Origin of the sequence: Alteraurantiacibacter buctensis (genome assembly GCF_009827655.1) — a bacterium.
GTDB classification, from domain to species: Bacteria; Pseudomonadota; Alphaproteobacteria; order Sphingomonadales; family Sphingomonadaceae; genus Alteraurantiacibacter; species Alteraurantiacibacter buctensis.
In genome coordinates, this window is the sequence record NZ_WTYV01000002.1 from 441397 (window position 1) to 458744 (window position 17348).

A 17348-nucleotide genomic window follows, 5' to 3' on the forward strand; every position below is an offset into this window, starting at 1 on the left:
GTCCGATTGCATTTTGCTACTGGCGCGCCGCCTGCGAACCCACTAACGGCGCTCCCCATGAGCACGCGCAAGGCGTCTGACGGGGAGGAGCGGCCGATCGCGAGCCGCGAGGAGCTGGTCCTGCCGATGCAGGCGGGCGAGAAGCCGCGCGAGCGCTGGAAGATCGGCACCGAGCACGAAAAGCTGGTCTTCCGCCATGCCGATCACCGCGCCCCCAGCTATGACGAGCCCGGCGGCATCCGCGACATCCTGCTGGCCATGCAGCGCTTCGGCTGGGAGCCGGTGGAAGAGGGTGGCAAGGTCATTGCCATGTCCGGCGCTGACGGCACCATCAGCCTGGAACCCGCCGGCCAGCTTGAACTGAGCGGCGCACCGCTGGGCAACCTGCACCAGACCTGCGCCGAAACCGGCCGGCACCTGAAGCAGTGCCGCGAAGTGGGCGACGAACTGGGCGTGGGCTTCCTGGGCCTGGGCATGTGGCCCGACAAGACCCGCGCCGAACTGCCGATCATGCCCAAGGGCCGCTATGACATCATGCTGCGGCACATGCCGCGCGTGGGCAGCATGGGGCTGGACATGATGCTGCGGACCTGCACCATCCAGGTGAACCTGGACTATGCCAGCGAGGCGGACATGGTGGCCATGTTCCGCACCAGCCTGGCGCTGCAGCCGCTGGCCACGGCCCTTTTTGCCAATTCACCGTTCACCGAAGGCAAGCCCAACGGCAAGCTCAGCTATCGCAGCCATATCTGGAGCGATACCGATCCGCAGCGCACCGGCATGCTGCCTTTCGTGTTCGAGGACGGCTTCGGCTACGAACGCTATGTCGACTACATGCTCGACGTACCGATGTATTTCGTGTTCCGCGACGGGCGCTACATTGATGCCGCCGGGCAGAGCTTTCGCGATTTCCTGAAGGGCGAACTGCCCGCGCTGCCGGGCGAACTGCCGGGGCCGAGCGACTGGGAGGACCACCTCTCCACCGCTTTCCCCGAAGTGCGCCTGAAAAGCTTCCTGGAAATGCGCGGCGCCGATGGCGGCCCGTGGAACCGCATCTGCGCGCTGCCCGCCTTCTGGGTCGGCCTGCTCTACGATACGCCGGCGCGCGATGCCGCCTGGGACCTGGTCAAGGGCTGGTCGATGGACCAGCGCGAGGCCCTGCGCAATGCCGTGCCCGCCCAGGCCCTGCATGCGCCCATTCCGGGCGGTGGCAAGCTGCAGGACCTGGCGCGCGAAGTGCTGGAAATTGCCCATCGCGGTCTCGCCAGCCGCCAGCGCCTGAACGGCGCGGGCGATGACGAGACCGGTTATCTCGATCCGCTGCGCGAGATCGTGGCCAGCGGCAAGAGCCCGGCGGAAGTCCTGCTCGACAAGTTCCACGGGGCCTGGGGCGGCGACATCTCGCGGGTTTACGACGAGGCCTTCTGAGGCGGCGCATAGCTGACCACCTCGAACTCGATCCCGTCCCAGTCGAAGAAGTAGAACCGCCGGCCCGGCTGATAATCGTCATGGCCGAACGGCAGCAAGCCGTGGGCGTAGACCACCTCTTCCGCCGCATCGAGATCAGCCACCAGCAAACCGACATGGTTCAGCGGCCGGCCCTTGCGCTGCCCGGAGTGGTTGCGGCCATCGCTGTAGACTGCCAGATAAGCGGCGTCCGATCCCACATGGATCGTTTCGCCACCCATCTGCGACGGCCCCCGCCAGCGGACGCGCCACCCGCACAGCGACTCGAGCAGCCGGGCCGATCTCTCGATGTCGGTAACGGTCAGATTGACGTGTTCGATCAAGGCTTCGGTCATATGGCAAAATCCTGTCATAAATATCTGATATAGCGTCTCTATCTCGACGGAGAATGGTCCAGCCCCGACTCGCGATTTGCCAATTGTGCAATCTCAAGCTAAGTCGAGGTCAAGGGTCTGGGGATAAAAATTGTGACGGTCGGGAACTTCATCACCATCGGGCAACTTTCCGCACGCACCGGCGTGGCGGTGTCCGCGCTGCGCTTCTACGAGGAGCGGGGGCTGCTTCAGTCGCTGCGCACCAGCGGCAACCAGCGGCGTTTCATGCGTAGCGATATCCGCCGCGTCAGCTTCATCCTGATCGCGCAGAAGCTGGGCCTGGCCCTCTCGGAGATCGAGGAACAACTGAAGGCGCTGCCCAACGAGCGCACGCCCAACCTGAGTGACTGGCAGCGCATCAGCCGGTCAATGCGCGCGGCGATCGACGAGAAGATGACCCTGCTGACCCGCACCCGCAACCAGCTTGACCAGTGCATCGGCTGCGGCTGTCTCAGCCTCGACAAGTGCCGCCTTTACAACAAGGATGACCGGATGGGCCTGAAGGGGCCGGGTCCGCGCGCCATTCTCGGTTAGCTTTTGCCGTGCTTGCGGTGCATAGGCCGCGCATGATCCCGCTCGAACATCTCGCCTCTGCCCAGGTCCCCGGCGGCGAGGAACTGCGCCTGATGCGGCGCGGGGCCGATTTCATGATCGTGCTCGACCGTAACGAGCTGATGAACAGCCGGATGAGCGGATCGGAAGAAGCGCTGGCCGAGATGACGGCGGAGCGGCTGGAGGGCCGGGCAAAACAGCACTGGCTGATCGGCGGCTATGGCATGGGCTTCACGCTGAGGAAGGCGCTGGCCGTTGCCCCGCCCGATGCGCGGCTGACCGTGGCCGAACTGGTGCCGGAGATTGTAGAATGGGCCAGGGGGCCGATGGCCGAACTGACGGCCGGATGCCTGGATGACCGGCGGGTAGACCTGCAACACAAGGACGTGGCGCTGGCCATTGCCGGAGCGAGGGGCACCTATGATGCCATCCTGCTCGATGTCGACAACGGCCCCGACGGGCTGGTGCGCGCCGACAACAACCGCCTCTACACTCGCGAGGGGCTGGCCGCCGCCCGCGCCGCGCTGAAACCCGGCGGGGTGCTGGCGGTGTGGTCCGCCGGGCCGGACCCGGCCTTTGCCTCGCGGATCAGGAAGGCGGGCTTCGTGGTGGATGAGGTGGTGGTGCGGGCGCGCAGCAACGGCAAGGGCCCGCGCCACGTGATCTGGTTCGGGGTGCGTTAACCCCCTGCGGCAGGGCACTGACCGCCCAGTTGCAGGGCCAGGCGGGTCTGGCTCGGGTCTTCCGGGTTGTAGCACAGCGGATATTGCTGGCCGGCCGTGAACTGCGCGGTCTGGTTATCGTCGAGGATCGAGAATTCCTCCCACTGCTGCCCGTTCGCCGCAAAGCTGTAATAGACATGGGTGGACTCGCTGTCGTCGTCCCCGGCACCAGTTATGAGTTCTGTTCGCGTAATCGTTGCTGTTGTCTGCCCGGTCAGCGCGGCTTCGTAATCCATGTCCTGCTTTATGAGGATTCCGATACCTGCAACGACGACGAGGGCCAGCACGGCCCACACCCACTTGTTCATCCTTGATCCCCCTGCTTCATTATCTTGTGACAGGGACTATCGACATGATTCCAGCAGGATCAAGCGTTTAGCGACCAACCGAGTGTCACCATTGCGGCCCTACTCCGCCGCCAGCTTCTCCGCCTCGCCCAGGTCCACACTGACCAGCCGGGATATCCCGCGTTCCACCATGGTCACGCCGAACAGGCGGTGCATCCGGCTCATGGTCACGGCGTTGTGGGTGACGATCAGGTAGCGGGTCTTCGTTTCCTGCACCATCGAGTCGAGCAGGTCGCAGAAGCGGTCGATGTTGGCATCGTCCAGCGGGGCATCCACTTCGTCCAGCACGCAGATCGGGGCGGGGTTGGTCAGGAACAGCGCGAAGATCAGCGCCGTGGCGGTCAGCGCCTGTTCGCCGCCGGACAGCAGGCTGAGCGATTGCAGCCGCTTGCCGGGCGGCTGGGCGTAGATTTCCAGGCCCGCCTCCAGCGGATCGTCGCTGTCGACCAGCGCCAGGTGCGCCGCGCCGCCTTCGAAAAGGCGGGTGAACAGGCGCTTGAAGTGCTCGTTGACCGCCTCGAAGGCGGCGCGCAGGCGCTCGCGGCCTTCGCGGTTGAGGTTGCCGATGGAGCCGCGCAGGCGGTTGACCGCTTCCTTCAACTCCTCCTGCTCGGCAGCACCGGCACCGTATTCGCCTTCGATCCGCGCCAGTTCGTCGGCGGCGACCAGGTTGACCGGGCCGATCCGCTCGCGGCTCGCTACCAGCTTGTCCATCTCCTCGCTCTCGGGGCCGGAGTGGCCCACGGTGCCTTCGTCGAAGCCGAAACGCTCGGCCAGCAGGGGCGGGGGGCACTGGAAGCGTTCACCGGACAGGCGCGCCATCTCCTCGCGGCGCTGCTCCTCGTTCTCGGCGCGGGTGGCCAAGGTGGCGCGCAGCTCGCGCGCGGTGGAGAGCACCTCGGTAGCGGTGGCCAGCGCGGCATCGGCCTTACGCGCTTCCTCGGTGGCTTCGGCCACGGCGGTTTCGGCAGCGCGCAGGTCTTCGGTCAGGCGGGCGCGCAAGGCCTCGCCACCCTCGATCTCGCGCATCAGCCCGGCGGGCTTGGCGGCGGTGACGGCCCGTTCCTGCGCGATTTCCTCGAAGCGCGCGGCCATGCCCGCAAGCCGCTGGGCGGCTTCGCCCGCGCGGGCTTCCCAGTTGGCCTTGTCGCTGCGCTGGGCCGACACCCGCTCGCGCGCCACGGCCAAGCCCTGATCGTGTGCCGCGAGGGCGGCGATGGCGGCCTGCAGCGTTTCGCGCGCTGCTTCGTGCTTGGCCTGCGCCGCTTCCAGGGCCAGGCGGCCGGCGGCGGGATCGGGCAGGAGGGCGCGGCGATCCTCTGCCGCGCGGACCTCGCCCTCTGCCTGCTTGCGCTGGTTGGCCTGATCGGCTGCGGCGGCATCAAGCTCGGCCAGACGCGTGGCCAGCCGCTCCCGCCGCGCTTCGGCCTGGTCGAGCGCGCGCAGGGCCTGGCGTTCGGCCTCGGCCGCCTCGTTGACGGCGCGTTCCTGGGCGATCAGGGCGCGCGCCAGCTCGCCCGCCTCGGCGGCCAGCGCCTCGTGCGTGGCCAGCGCCGTCGCAGCCGCTTCGCGCAAGGCGGGCAGGCGCGTTTCGAGGTCGGCCAGCCGGTTGTCGGCTTCCAGCCGCGCCGCTTCCGCCGCACCTTCGCCGCGCGCGACGAAGCCGTCCCACCGGCGCAGCAGGCCATCGCGGGTGACCAGCCATTCGCCAGGGCCGAGCGGGCGAGCGTCATCCGCATCGACCACGTGGACCAGCGCAATGCGGGCCTTCAGCTCGTCCGGGCACACGCGGACGTGATCGGCCAGGCTGTCCGCCACCTTGGCGGGAAGGGGCGCTCCGGTCCAGAAGCGGCCTTCCGCCGCCCGGTCCGGCATGCCCAGCGGGGCCTTGGCATCGCGGCCCAGCACGGCGGCAAGGGCGCGTTCATAGCCCGGTTCCGCCGCCAGCCTGTCCAGCGCCACGGGCAGGCCGTGTTTGCCGCTGGCCTGTTTGGCGCGGGCCTGCCGGTCACGGTCGAGCGCCTGCCATTCACGCTCCACCCCGGAAAGGTCGGCGCGGGCGGCGGAAAGGGCGCTGGCGGCATCATCGCGCGCCTGGGTGAGTTCGTCCTTGCGGGCGCGGGTGGTTTCCAGCGCGGCGCGCAATTCCTCGCGCCGGGCGGCGGCGGCATCGGCGGCCTGGCGCGTGGCATCGACTGCAAGGGCCGGATCGCCCTCGGCGGCAAGGGCGGCGCGCTGGTCGGCCAGGCGACGCTCGTCAGCTCCCAGCCGGTCAAGTCGCGCGCGCGCCTGTGCCAGTTCCGCCTCGGCCACGCGCCATTCGGCTTCCACGCCCGCGTGGTCCGCCGTGGCACGGGCAAGGGCCAGTTCGGCAGCGCGCCCTGCGGCCTCGGCCTGTTCGGTGCGATGGGCGAAGCCGGGGCGGGCGGCCTCCGCCTCCGCCAGCGCGGCAATATTGGCAGTGAGCGCGCTGTCGAGATCCTTCAGCGCCTGCGCGGCATCGCGGGTGAGGCGGTCGGCCTCGAACCGGTCTTCCTCCAGCCGCGCCTGCTGCCGGTCGAGATCGGCCAGCCGCTGCTGGGCAGCTTCAAGCTGGCTGGCGAGCGAAGCCATGCGGTGGCCGTGGGCGCTGGCATCGTCGCGCCGGTCGGCCAGTTCATCGCGCAATTCCACCAGCTTCTCGGCCAGTGCGTGCTGCGCCTTCTGCGCCGCCTGGGCCGCCGCCTGGGCAGCGGCCACGGTGCCATCGGCCTCGCGCGCCTGCTGGCGGGCGGCTTCGGCAGCAGCGGCGGCATCGCGCCAGCGGGCAAAGACCAGACGCGCTTCGGCCAGGCGGATCTGATCGGACAGGGCGGTGTAGCGTTCAGCCTGGCGGGCCTGCCGCCGCAGGCTGGCGATCTGGCTGTCGAGGCCAGCCATCAGGTCTTCCAGCCGGGCCAGGTTCTTCTCGGTGGCGCGTAGCTTGGTTTCGGCATCGCGGCGGCGCACGTGGAGGCCGGCAATGCCCGCCGCTTCCTCCAGCATCATGCGCCGTTCGTCCGGCCTGGCGGCGATCACCTGGGCGATCTTGCCCTGGCTGACGAGGGCGGGGGAGTGCGCGCCGGTGGCGGCATCAGCAAACACCAGCGCCACGTCCTTGGCCCGCACATCGCGCCCGTTGACGCGGTAGGCGCTGCCTGCACCGCGCTCGATCCGGCGGGTGACGGACAGTTCCTCGCCCTCGGCATCGGCGGCGTGGAGGATTACTTCGGCAAAATCGCGCGGCGGGCGGGTGGCCGTGCCGGCGAAGATCACGTCCTCCATGCCGCCCGATCGCATGGACTTGGGGCTGTTCTCGCCCATCACCCAGCGGATGGCTTCCAAGAGGTTGCTCTTGCCGCAGCCGTTGGGGCCGACCACGCCGGTCAGCCCCGGCTCGATACGCAAGGTCGCGGGTTCGACGAAGCTCTTGAAGCCCGACAGTTTGAGCTGCCTGATCTCCATCGCTGCTCCGGCCCCCCTTCGATCCCGCTATTCGGTGCGGGCGCCGGCGCGCTGCAATGCGCCTTCCACCTCGGCCCAGCGGGTGGAATCGAGCTTGGTGCCGTTGAGGAAGAAGGTGGGCGTGCCGGTCACGCCGTCCTGGGTGGACATGTCCTGGCTCTTGGTGGCGAGTGCGGTGGCGGCGGCGCTGTCGGCCAGGCAGGCCTGGGTCTGCTCGGTGCTGATGCCCCGCGCGGCGAAGAACTGGTCAAGCTGGCCGACCTGCGCCATCGCCGCGAAGCGCTGGTTTTCCGGCAGGGCAATCGCCTGCTCCAGCGCGGCCTGGTTCTGCTGGAACGGGCCGGTCACCTGATCGAGGTTGGCCCACACCTGGTCAGCCAGCGGCACGGCGGTTTCCACCGGGGCGCATTCCAGCACGCGGCTGAGCAGCAGGTCGACCACGCCGTGGATCAGCACGGTGCGGAACTCATAGGACACGCGGCCGGTGTCGATGTATTCCTCATGCAGCTTGGCGGAGCCCTCGGTGGAGAACAGCGCGCAGGCCGGGCAGGTCAGCGATCCGTATTCCACCAGCTTGATCGGCGCATCGGGGTTGCCGACCAGCCAGCCGCCTTCCGGCGTGCGCGTGGCGGTTTCCGACCAGGTGGTGCCGGCGGGCGGGGCCACGTTTTCGACCGGATCGCCCGAAGTGCCGGTGCCATCGGCGGACCCGGAATTGCACGCGGCCAGGCCCAGCGCCAGCGGGGCGGCAAGGGCAGCCAGGGTCAGCGAATGGAAACGGCGGCTAAGGGTGGTCATGGCTTGGATCCTGTCAGGTATTGGAGGGAAGGCTAATGCAGATGGGGGACCGTGCAATCGGGTGCCGGGCGATAGGCGCTGTTTTGCACAGGATATGCCCCGTAATCGTTCCTGTTCAGCGGGTGGCGGCATCCAGCAGCGGGCGCAGGGCGGCCCAGTCGTAGACATTCGCCTGCAACCGGTCGTTGATCAGCAGGGCGGGGGTGCCGGGGATGTTGAAGCGCGTGCCATCGGCCTGCGAGCGGGCTGAGAGGGCGCGCGCGGCGGCCTCGTCATTCAGGCAGCGGTCCAGGTCGGCGCGGGAATACCCGCGCGGGGCGAGCAGTTCGTACCAGCCCATGTCGCCCGCCACGGCGCGCAGGCGCTGGCCCACCGGGCCGGTGCTCCAGCGCTGTTGCTGGGCCTGGGTGGCACCCGTGGCGCGCTGCATCCAGGCGTCCTGCCCGCGCAGCATGGCGCGGTGGTTGCCCCAGAAGCGGCTTTCCGGCCCGCATTCCACCGCCAGCGTGGCGGCCAGGTCCAGCACGTTGCGCAGGAAGGGGCGCACTTCCAGGCTGACCCTGCCGGGCTGGATGTAGGCGGCCCGCAAGGGCCCATCGGATTCGGCTTCGAATGAAGCGCAGTGCGGGCAGGTATAAGAGATGAACACCGTCAGCTTCGTGGCTGCCTGCGGATTGCCCAGCAGGTGGCCGCCGGTGGTTTCGGTCATGGTTGTCAGCCAGTTGCGGCGCGGCTGGCTCTGCGCGGCGGCGGGGCTGGCGGCAACTGCGGCAAGGGCCAGTGCGGCCAGGGCCAGCATGAGGGTGGAGAGGGCGGTTTTCAGCTTCACGTTTGGTCGTCTTTCTTGGCCAGCGACTGGGCCAGTGATTCGAGCACGGCCCTTAGTTCCGGGTCGCCGATATCGCGCAAACTGTCGCCCAGTTCCATGGGGATGGGCTTAAGGCTGGGCGGGGCGGCGCGCGGTGCTTCAGCAGGGCTGGCCTGAACCGCGCCTTGCCGCAGCTTAACCTTGGCCACCGCGCCGTAGCCGAAGAAGCGGTTCACCCGTTCGATAATCTCGGGGATCACGTGCTGGATCAGCGGGGCGTGGGCAGGCAGGACCACCAGTTGCAGGATGCCGCCGGCCTTCTCTCCCGGGGGGAAGCGGATCGCTTCCGGCTGGCAGACGCGGGCATGGGTGGGCCCCACGATCTCCACCCAGCGGCTGACCACGCTGCTCTGGATAAAGCCATAGCGGCGGAAGGCGGCGCGGCCGATCTGCGGCACCAGGTCGCTCACCGCGCGCGCCTCGCCCCCACGCGGGCGTTCGTAAGGTCGCCACGCTGGCTTGGAGCCTGGCTTCTTGCCGGATTTGTCGCTGCCGCTTTTCATCAGGCCAGTGCCTATGCCAAGGCGGAGCAATGGACAACAGCGCAAGGGGCCAGGTGGCCCCGCTCCTGCTCGATTGGTACCGCAAGCAAGCGCGGCGGCTGCCGTGGCGGGTGGCGCCGGGTGGAGGAACCGCGGATCCCTACCGCGTGTGGCTGTCGGAAGTCATGCTGCAACAGACCACCACGGCGGCCGTTGCCCCCTATTTCGCGCGCTTCACCGCGCGCTGGCCCACGGTGCAGACGCTGGCCGCCGCACCCGAGGCTGACGTGATGGCCGAGTGGGCGGGGCTGGGCTACTATTCCCGCGCCCGCAACCTGGTGGCGGCGGCCCGGGCCGTGGCGGAACTTGGCGGTTTCCCGGATACCGAGGAAGGCTTGCGCGCCCTGCCTGGGCTGGGGGCCTATACCGCTGCCGCCGTGGCCGCGATCGCCTTTGGCCGCCGCGCGGTGGTGGTGGATTCCAATGTGGAGCGGGTGGTGGCCCGGCTGTTCGCCATCGAGGAACCGCTGCCAGGCGCGCGCAAGGCCATCCGCGCGGCCGCCGATGCGATCACGCCGGATGAACACGCAGGCGACTTTGCGCAAGGTTTGATGGACCTGGGGGCCACGATCTGCACCGCGCGCGATGCCCGCTGCCTGCTCTGCCCCCTGCAGGCGCTGTGCACGGGGCGGGCGCAGGGCGATCCGGTGCGGCTGCCGGTGAAGGCGGCGAAGAAGCCCCGGCCCGCCCGCCGGGGCACGGCTTTCTGGATCGAGCGGGATGATGCCGTGTGGCTGGTCACCCGCCCCGGCAAGGGGATGCTGGGCGGGATGCGCGCCCTGCCGGACGATGGCTGGTCGGCGCGCGGCGACGGGTCGGGGGAAGGGCCGGTGACTGGTGCCTGGGAGCCGGGCGGCGTGGTGCGCCACGGGTTCACCCACTTCGACCTCGAACTGGCCGTGGCGGTCTATGCCGGATCAGCCACGCCTGCGGGCGAAGGCGAGTGGTGGCCGGTGGAGCGGATCGCGGAGGCGGGCCTGCCCACCCTGTTCGCCAAGGCCGCCGCGCTCGCCTTGGCGCGGGACTAGAAAATCCCGCCGCCCAGCGACAGGCGCACCGCACAGACCAGCAGGATCACCAGGCAGAAATTGCGCCCGGTATTCTTGCTGGAGAGCGCCCCCAGCACCACGCCCATCGCCACGATCGGCAGGGCCAGCCAGTTGCCCCAGCCCAGCAGCGGGATCTGTGACGGGATCACGATCAGGAGTGAGACCAGGCCGGTGAGGATGGATAGTGCGTTCAGCATGTGTCTTATCTAGGTAAGTCACCTCCGCAGTGCAAGACTTGATGGCCGGTTGCATCGTGCTACGTTTCGCGCCGGATCATCCGGGAGAGCCTGCCAGTGACAACCCCCATCACCCGCCGCCAGTTCGGCGGATCGGCCGCCGCGCTGGCGGCCTTCATCGCCCTGCCGCAGGCCGCGCGGGCGCTGACGCCGATTGTTCCGTTCGAGCGACGCTGGCCGGCCCTGTCTGCGATGATGCAGGACTATGTGACCAGCGGAAAGGTGGCCAACATGGTTGCCGCGCTGGGCTGGCAGGTAGCTGGGCCCGAGTTCATGGCGCTGGGTAACACCAGCTTCACCAGCGGCGTGCCGGCTGATCGCGACACGCTCTATCGCATCTATTCGATGACCAAGCCGATCACCGGCATGGCGGTGATGAAATGCATCGAGGATGGTCTCCTCACGCTCGACACGCCGATTGCCGACATCATCCCCGCCTTTGCCCGGATGCAGGTGCAAAAGACCTATGACGGGCCGATCACGGCGGACAACCTGGAGCCTGCCGCGCGGCCGGTCACCGTGCGCCATTGCCTGACGCATACGGCGGGGCTGGGCTACTCCATCGTTCAGCAGGGTCCGCTGGCCGAGGCGATGCAGGAACGCGGCGTTGTGCCCGGCCTGGTCACGCGGTTGCAGAGCCTCCCCGGTTTCCGCGGCACCGCCGTCCCCAGCCTGGAGCTGTTTGCCGACCGGCTGGCCGAGATGCCGCTGGTTTACCAGCCGGGCACGCGGTGGTCCTATTCCACCGGGCTCGACCTGCTGGGCCGGGTGGTGGAAGTGGTCAGCGGCACGGCCTTCGATGCCTTCCTCCAGCAGCATTTCTTTGATCCGCTGGGCATGGCCAGCACCTTCTTCCGCGTGCCGCAGGGTGAGGCGGGGCGGTTTACCGCCAGCTATTTCCTGACCGGCGATACACTGGTGCCGATCGATCTGCCGGCGGATTCGGTGTTCCTCGATCCGCCGCCGTTCCCCTTCGGCGGATCAGGGCTGGTCTCCAGCGCGCGCGACTATGATCGTTTCCTGGCCATGCTGGGCAATGGCGGCGAGCTGGACGGCGCGCGCATCCTGAAGCCCGAAACCGTGGCGCTGGCCACCAGCGACCTGCTGCCCGATACTCTGGCCCCCGATGGCGGCTTTGCCAGCGGCGGGCGCGAATTCGGCTATGGCGCGGGCGGCCTGGTAGGGCGGGGTGATGCGGCGGGGCTGTTCGGCTGGTTCGGCGCGGCGGGCACCTGTGGCCTCGTCAATATGCACCATGGCCTGCGCCAGACGCTCATGACGCAGTACATGCCCAGCCAGGCCTATCCCCTGCAGAACGACTTTCCGCTGGCCGTGGCGGCGGATGCGGCGCGGATGGCGGGCTGATGCGGATAGCCTTTACCGGCCACGGGCTTGACCGGGCCGATCACATGCGGGTTGATGCGGCGGCGCTGGCGGTGGCGCGGCGGCAGGACGATGCGCGGGTCTTGGTGCTGGATGGCCTGCAACCGGTGCTGGATGCGGCCAACGCGCTGGTCTGGCGCGGCGTTTCTGCCGATGATGGTGAGCTGATCTTTCTCGGCCTGGCTGGCGGTACGCCGCTGTTCGCCCCCGTGCCTCCGGAGGGCGACGACCGCCCGGCCTATCTGCAGCGGCCCGCGTGGAAGGAGATCAGCCTGCTCCCCGCAGCGGACCTGGCGATTTATGGCGGCGCGCGCAGCCTGATGGACTGGCACGCCCGCCACCGCTTCTGCGCCCGCTGCGGCGCGCCCACGCACCTGGCCAAGGGCGGCTGGCAGCGCGATTGCGGCACCTGCCAGGCGATGCACTTCCCGCGCACGGACCCGGTCACCATCATGCTGGTGGAGAACGATGGCGCGCTGCTGCTGGGGCGAGGGAAGAACTTCCCCGAGCATCGCTATTCCGCGCTCGCCGGCTTCGTCGAGCCGGGCGAGAGCGTTGAGGATGCCGTGGCCCGCGAAGTGCTGGAGGAATCCGGCGTGCGCGTTCATTCGGTCAGCTATGTGGCCAGCCAGCCGTGGCCATTCCCCAGCCAGCTGATGATCGGCTGTCACGCCCTGGCCGACAGCCGCGATCTGGTGGTCGATTACAGCGAACTGGCCGACGCCCGCTGGTTCGCCCGCGAAGAGGTTGCCGCCGCGCTGGCCGCGCCGGTTGACGTGGGGCTGGGCGGCGAGCTGGGCCAGCTTGCCTTTCTTCCGCCACCGCCCACCGCTATTGCCCGTAACCTGCTGGAATGGTGGCTGGAGAGACAGTGATGGCCGATCAACTGCAAGTGGATGTGTGGTCCGATGTGATGTGCCCGTGGTGCGCCATCGGCTGGACCCAGTTCAGCAAGGCCGTGGCGGAGCTGAAGGGCGATGTGGACGTGACCGCGCGCTTCATGCCCTTCGAGCTCAACCCTGATGCCCCGCCCGAAGGGCAGGACCAGGCGCAGGTGCTGGCCGCCAATTACGGCAAGAGCCTGGAGGAAGTGGCCGCCATGGGCCGCGTGGTGGAAGACGCGGCCAACAAGGCCGGATTCCCGATGGACTGGCGCGGCGAAGGGGAGGCGCCGGCCAAGCGCGTGTGGAATACCCACCAGGCGCACATGCTGCTGCGCTGGGCGCTGGCGGTGGCCGATCCGGCAGCGCAGGTGCGGCTGAAGGAGGCCCTGCTGCGCGCCCATTTCCAGCAGCGGCTGAACGTGTCCGACCGGGCGGTGCTGCTCGACATTGCGGAAGTCGAGGGCTTTGACCGCGCTGCCGCTGCCGCCGCGCTGGACGATCCGGCCCTGTCGCAGGCGATCCGCCACGAGGAGGCCTTCGCCGCGCAGAACGGCATCCGTTCCGTCCCCACCTTCGTGGTCAACGGCAAGTACATCCTGCAAGGCTCCAGCGAGCCGGAGAACTTCAAACAGGCGCTGGTGAAGCTCGCCAGCATGGAAGCGATGGCATGAGGATGGGGGCATGAACGACAAGGTGAAAGGCCCGGCCAGCTACTTTCCCGCGATCGAGAAGACCTATGGCCAGCCGAAGAGCCACTGGTTCGCTATCGTGGAAGCCGCGCAGCCGGCCAGGCACATGGACCTGGTAAAAGTGCTGAAGGACCACCACGGCATGGGCCACGGCCACGCCAATGCGGTGGTGGCGCATATGCTGGCGGGGTCGCAGGCCTAGACCAGCCCCAGCTTGGCCAGTTCGCTGACCAGCCTGCCGGGCATGGGGTCGCCCGCCAGGTCGCCATCGGCCAGGTCCGCCGGGGCATCCTCATCCTTCAGGTAGCGCCAGCCCTGGTGCGCGCGCTTGGGGCGGGTGTGGACGCGGACCAGGCGGTTCTCGACGATGATGTCCCAGTGCCCGTCGGGCCGCTGCTCGAACCCCACGATCGCCGCCCGGGCGACCAGCGCGTGCTCGTGGATCCAGTAGAGCGAGCCGCCCTCCATCTCCTTGTGCCGTGTGGGCAGGTAGCGGGTGCGCAGCCGCTTGTGCGGCGTGGTGCCATCGAACCAGCTGGCCAGGTCGGCATAGGACGTGGCGCCATAGGCAATCTTGGTCATGTGCAGCGGCATGGGGGGAAGATAGGGACTGTGAAGTTAGCGCGAAAGGGGCCTCAGCCCACCAGCCCGCTAACCACGGCCAGGCCCAGGAATACCAGGAAGCCCATCGAATCGGTGATCATGGTCACGAACACGCTGGAGGCGACTGCCGGGTCCTGGTCCATCCGGTCCAGCGCCACCGGCACGGCCACTCCGGCAAGTCCGGCGGTGATGATGTTGATCAGCATGGCGGCGGCAATCACCAGCCCCAGTTGCACGGCCAGCAGGCCACCCAGCGAGAAGCTGAAGATGCCGGCAACCGCCAGTCCCGCCAGCGCGGCGATGGTGGCGCCGTTGGCCAGGGCCACGCGCATTTCGCGCCAGATGATCCGGCGGGTGTTGCTGCGGGTAAGCTGGTTCATGGCCAATGCGCGCACCGAGACCGCCATGGTCTGCGTGCCCGCATTGCCGCCGATGCTGGCGACCACCGGGGCCAGCGCGGCCAGCACCACCAGTTGCTCGATCGTGCCGCCGAACAGCGAGATGATGGTGGCGGAAACCGAGGCGGTCAGCAGATTGGCCACCAGCCACCTTACGCGGGCGGAATAGGCATCGCGGATCGGCTCGTTGATGTCGCCATCGCCCGCGCCGCTCATCAGCAGGGCGTCCTCGCCTGCCTCTTCCTGGATGATGTGGACGATATCGTCGACCGTGAGCTGGCCCACCAGCCGTCCGCTCTCGTCCACCACGGCGGCGGAGATCAGGCCGTATTTCTGGAAGCGGAGGGCCACCTCCTCCTGGTCCATGGTCACCGGGATCAGCGTCTGGTCGCGCTTCATCACGTCGGTCAGCGCAATGTGGCGGGGGGTGCGCAGGATCCACGAAAGCTGGCAGGTGCCCACGGGGTAGTGGCGCGGATCGACCACGAACACTTCCCAGAACTCGGTGGGCATCTCGTCCTGTTCGCGCAGATAGTCGATCAGGTCGCCCACGGTCATCGTTTCGGGCACTGCCACCAGTTCGCGCTGCATCAGGCGGCCGGCGGTTTCTTCCGGGTAGGACAGAGCGCTTTCGATGGCGGCGCGGTCCTCCGGCTCCATCTCGGCCAGGATCGCCTGCTGGTCTTCGGTGTCGAGGTCCTCGATCAGCTGCACCGCGTCGTCGGTATCGAGCTGTTCGGCGATCTCGGCCACGGTGGCGGCGGGCAGGGCCTCCACCATGCTGTCGCGCACGTAGTCGTTCAGTTCGGCGATCACGTCGCCGGTCATCAGGTCGGTGATGGCGGAAGCGAGTAGGCCGCGCTCGTCTCCGTCGAGCAGTTCGAACAGGTCGGCCACGTCAGCCGGGTGCAACGGCTCGACCAGATCGTAAACGCGCCCCGTGTCGCCCGCGTCCAGCGCGTCGCGCACCTTGTCGATGAAGCTGCTCTTCAGCCGGTTCTCCTCGTCCAGCTCCTCCAGGTCCTCGTCCAGAGGCTCCTCGGCAGGCAGGGGGTGGAGGTCGGCTTCGCTCATGCGGCTGGCCTAGCCCCGTCACGGGCAAAAGCAAGCCGAACGGGAGCGGAAGGGGTGACTTTGGCGGGGCGGTGCCTATAGGTGCCTGCAACCATAATGCAGGAGACTACCCATGGCCGATGACAAGCTGACTTTCACCCTCGACACTGGCGATGGCCAGGGTGGTGACGTGGTGATCCAGCTTCGCCCCGATCTCGCCCCCGGCCACGTGGCCCGCATCAAGGAACTGGTGGGCGAAGGCTTTTATGACGGCGTGGTGTTCCACCGCGTGATCCCGGGCTTCATGGCCCAGGGCGGCGATCCCACCGGCACCGGCATGGGTGGCAGCGACAAGCCCGACCTGATGGCCGAATTCAACGCCGAGCCGCACGTGCGCGGCGTGTGCTCGATGGCCCGCACCAGCGCGCCCAACAGCGCCAACAGCCAGTTCTTCATCTGCTTCGACGATGCCCGCTTCCTCGATCGCCAGTACACCGTGTGGGGCGTGGTGGAGAGCGGCATGGAACATGTCGACGCGCTGCCCAAGGGCGAGCCGCCGCGCGCGCCCGGCAAGATCGTCAAGGCCACCTTGTCGTAATGCCGAAGGGGCGGCTGGCGCTTGGCCTTGCCGTTCTGGCCCTGTGTGCCGGAACGGCGGCTTGCGTCCTGCCGCCCGATACCCCCACGGTAATTGCCAGCGCCGCGGGCACCAGCGCGCAAGACGCCTATCGCGTGTCCAGCGTGGCGCAGGAATACGAGGTGCTGCGGGTACTGGGGCTGGAGGCGCGCAGCCAGGCGCTGCACGTGATCAACGGCCAGCCCTATGACGTGATCACCGCCTTCAATCCGCGCACGGGCGAAACGCGCGATGTCTGGTTCGACATCGCGCGTTTCTACAACCGGGGCGCGTTCTAGGCCCTATTCCTGCTCGCGGCTGGGCTGCACGTTGCGGCTCTGGATCAGCCAGCGGCCATCCACCTTCACCACATCGTCCACCCCGTTGCCCACGGCGGCCACGCGCGGAGCGGGGCTGGTGCCGGGGCCGCCGAACACGGTCATCCAGTAATAGTGGACCCGCGCCCGGGTGGGGCTGAGCACCTCGATCGTCTGGTTCGACATGATGTGGTGCATGTTGCCCTGCACGGCGCCCGATTCGCGGCGCGGCCGCATCGATTCCTCCATGCCGGTGATCATGGCGCGCAGGGCATCGCGGCCCTGCACGTTGTTGAACCGTCCGTCCGGGGTAAACACGGCGGCATAGGCTTCGGCATCGAGGGTGTCTGCCGCGCGGACATAGTCCCACATCAGTTGCTCCACCTCGGCGCGCACCTGGCTTTCCATCAGCAGGCGGCTGGGATCGAGTGCGGGCGGGGCCGGCGGCGGCAGGGTGGCGGGATCCCAGTGCTCGTCGGCCTTGCCGTCCACGAAGCGCCAGGTGTCGAACCAGGTGGTGGTATAGGTCTGCGTGGGATCGTCGGCATAGGGCACGATCCGGCGGGTCAGGATGGTGACGTAATCGCCTTCCGCCTGCACGGCCACCACGCCGTTGGGGTCATTGGCGCTGAGCGAGGGGCACGGGCTCAAAGCCGGGCGGCGGGCCACCTGCGTGAAGTAGTAGATCACCCCTTCCAGGCCCGATGCCGCCACCGGGTTGTGCTGGATGTAGGCATCGGTCAGCCACTCGCCCGCGCGGCTCCACTCGTTGCACTTCAGCAGGTTGCGCTGGATGTGCAGCGCGGCCTGCTTGTTGCGGTGAAGCACCGGATCGCTGCTGGTGAACAGGCTTTCCGGATCCGGGTGCGGCACCACCGGATCGCTGAGTGCGCGCATCTGCGCCTGTGCGGCAACGGGCATTGTGGCCACCATCGCGGCGGCAAGCAGAAGATGTCGGATTTTCATT

At 68.3% G+C, this 17348-nt stretch carries 20 protein-coding genes; 10 read left to right on the forward strand and 10 right to left on the reverse strand.

The window, feature by feature from the left end:
- The first annotated feature begins 57 nt into the window (after positions 1–57).
- Positions 58–1428: a glutamate--cysteine ligase gene (locus tag GRI99_RS06625; protein WP_160771244.1), complete on the forward strand. Its 1371-nt coding sequence runs from the start codon at positions 58–60 to the stop codon at positions 1426–1428.
- Here the strand turns inward: GRI99_RS06625 and GRI99_RS06630 are convergent.
- Positions 1410–1802 carry a VOC family protein gene (locus GRI99_RS06630; protein WP_160771245.1) on the reverse strand — a complete coding sequence of 131 codons (393 nt, stop codon included), beginning with the start codon at positions 1800–1802 and terminating at the stop codon, positions 1410–1412. The genes GRI99_RS06625 and GRI99_RS06630 overlap by 19 nt on opposite strands.
- 132 nt (positions 1803–1934) lie before the next feature.
- Here GRI99_RS06630 and soxR point away from each other — a divergent pair, with 132 nt between their 5' ends.
- Together soxR and GRI99_RS06640 are read left to right on the forward strand one after the other, a co-directional pair.
- Positions 1935–2375, forward strand: a complete 441-nt coding sequence (gene soxR, locus GRI99_RS06635) for a redox-sensitive transcriptional activator SoxR (RefSeq protein WP_160771246.1) — start codon at positions 1935–1937, stop codon at positions 2373–2375.
- Positions 2376–2407: 32 nt separating this feature from the next.
- Entirely contained in the window at positions 2408–3076 is a 669-nt protein-coding gene (locus tag GRI99_RS06640; protein WP_160771247.1) for a spermidine synthase, read from the forward strand.
- On the opposite strand, the gene GRI99_RS06645 is transcribed toward GRI99_RS06640, so the two are convergent.
- The 5 genes from GRI99_RS06645 to GRI99_RS06665 form a co-directional block, all read right to left on the reverse strand.
- Positions 3073–3423 (reverse strand): DUF3592 domain-containing protein, encoded by a 351-nt coding sequence (locus tag GRI99_RS06645; protein ID WP_160771248.1) that lies wholly within the window; start codon positions 3421–3423, stop codon positions 3073–3075. The two genes, GRI99_RS06640 and GRI99_RS06645, sit on opposite strands and share 4 nt — an antisense overlap.
- Positions 3424–3522: 99 nt before the next feature.
- Positions 3523–6945: a chromosome segregation protein SMC gene (gene smc / locus GRI99_RS06650; RefSeq protein WP_160771249.1), complete on the reverse strand. Its 3423-nt coding sequence runs from the start codon at positions 6943–6945 to the stop codon at positions 3523–3525.
- Positions 6946–6972: 27 nt separating this feature from the next.
- Positions 6973–7743, reverse strand: coding sequence for a thioredoxin domain-containing protein (locus tag GRI99_RS06655; RefSeq protein ID WP_160771250.1), 771 nt, complete (start codon positions 7741–7743; stop codon positions 6973–6975).
- Between the two features lie 115 nt (positions 7744–7858).
- Positions 7859–8572, reverse strand: a complete 714-nt coding sequence (locus tag GRI99_RS06660) for a thioredoxin domain-containing protein (RefSeq protein WP_160771251.1) — start codon at positions 8570–8572, stop codon at positions 7859–7861.
- Positions 8569–9114 carry a DUF721 domain-containing protein gene (locus GRI99_RS06665; protein ID WP_160771252.1) on the reverse strand — a complete coding sequence of 182 codons (546 nt, stop codon included), beginning with the start codon at positions 9112–9114 and terminating at the stop codon, positions 8569–8571. The genes GRI99_RS06660 and GRI99_RS06665 overlap by 4 nt, the downstream gene beginning before the upstream one ends.
- A 29-nt stretch (positions 9115–9143) precedes the next feature.
- Between GRI99_RS06665 and GRI99_RS06670 the strand changes: the two genes are divergently transcribed.
- On the forward strand, positions 9144–10181 hold the full coding sequence (locus GRI99_RS06670) for an A/G-specific adenine glycosylase (protein WP_160771253.1): 1038 nt from the start codon (positions 9144–9146) through the stop codon (positions 10179–10181).
- On the opposite strand, the gene GRI99_RS06675 is transcribed toward GRI99_RS06670, so the two are convergent.
- A complete protein-coding gene (locus tag GRI99_RS06675; RefSeq protein ID WP_160771254.1) occupies positions 10178–10399 on the reverse strand; it encodes a hypothetical protein in 222 nt (73 codons plus the stop codon). The two genes, GRI99_RS06670 and GRI99_RS06675, sit on opposite strands and share 4 nt — an antisense overlap.
- 96 nt (positions 10400–10495) lie before the next feature.
- On the opposite strand from GRI99_RS06675, the gene GRI99_RS06680 reads away from it, so the two are divergent.
- Genes GRI99_RS06680 through GRI99_RS06695 form a run of 4 tightly spaced genes read left to right on the forward strand, consistent with a single transcriptional unit; the run spans position 10496 to position 13596 of the window.
- Positions 10496–11803, forward strand: coding sequence for a serine hydrolase (locus tag GRI99_RS06680; RefSeq protein WP_160771255.1), 1308 nt, complete (start codon positions 10496–10498; stop codon positions 11801–11803).
- Positions 11803–12696, forward strand: a complete 894-nt coding sequence (nudC, locus tag GRI99_RS06685; protein WP_160771256.1) for an NAD(+) diphosphatase — start codon at positions 11803–11805, stop codon at positions 12694–12696. The genes GRI99_RS06680 and nudC overlap by 1 nt, the downstream gene beginning before the upstream one ends.
- Positions 12696–13376, forward strand: coding sequence for a DsbA family oxidoreductase (locus GRI99_RS06690; protein WP_160771257.1), 681 nt, complete (start codon positions 12696–12698; stop codon positions 13374–13376). The genes nudC and GRI99_RS06690 overlap by 1 nt, the downstream gene beginning before the upstream one ends.
- 10 nt (positions 13377–13386) lie before the next feature.
- The gene (locus GRI99_RS06695; RefSeq protein ID WP_160771258.1) at positions 13387–13596 is read left to right on the forward strand and encodes a DUF4287 domain-containing protein; all 210 of its coding nucleotides are present in this window, start codon (positions 13387–13389) and stop codon (positions 13594–13596) included.
- Here the strand turns inward: GRI99_RS06695 and GRI99_RS06700 are convergent.
- Both GRI99_RS06700 and mgtE read right to left on the reverse strand, forming a co-directional pair.
- Positions 13593–13988 carry a DUF1489 family protein gene (locus GRI99_RS06700; protein ID WP_160771259.1) on the reverse strand — a complete coding sequence of 132 codons (396 nt, stop codon included), beginning with the start codon at positions 13986–13988 and terminating at the stop codon, positions 13593–13595. The genes GRI99_RS06695 and GRI99_RS06700 overlap by 4 nt on opposite strands.
- Positions 13989–14029: 41 nt before the next feature.
- Positions 14030–15469 carry a magnesium transporter gene (gene mgtE / locus GRI99_RS06705; RefSeq protein WP_160771260.1) on the reverse strand — a complete coding sequence of 480 codons (1440 nt, stop codon included), beginning with the start codon at positions 15467–15469 and terminating at the stop codon, positions 14030–14032.
- 112 nt (positions 15470–15581) lie between these two features.
- Between mgtE and GRI99_RS06710 the strand changes: the two genes are divergently transcribed.
- A complete protein-coding gene (locus GRI99_RS06710; protein WP_160771261.1) occupies positions 15582–16046 on the forward strand; it encodes a peptidylprolyl isomerase in 465 nt (154 codons plus the stop codon).
- Positions 16046–16363, forward strand: a complete 318-nt coding sequence (locus GRI99_RS06715; protein WP_160771262.1) for a DUF4919 domain-containing protein — start codon at positions 16046–16048, stop codon at positions 16361–16363. The genes GRI99_RS06710 and GRI99_RS06715 overlap by 1 nt, the downstream gene beginning before the upstream one ends.
- 3 nt (positions 16364–16366) lie before the next feature.
- Here GRI99_RS06715 and GRI99_RS06720 read toward each other — a convergent pair whose 3' ends face one another.
- The gene (locus tag GRI99_RS06720; RefSeq protein ID WP_160771263.1) at positions 16367–17347 is read right to left on the reverse strand and encodes a nuclear transport factor 2 family protein; all 981 of its coding nucleotides are present in this window, start codon (positions 17345–17347) and stop codon (positions 16367–16369) included.
- Position 17348: the final 1 nt, after the last annotated feature.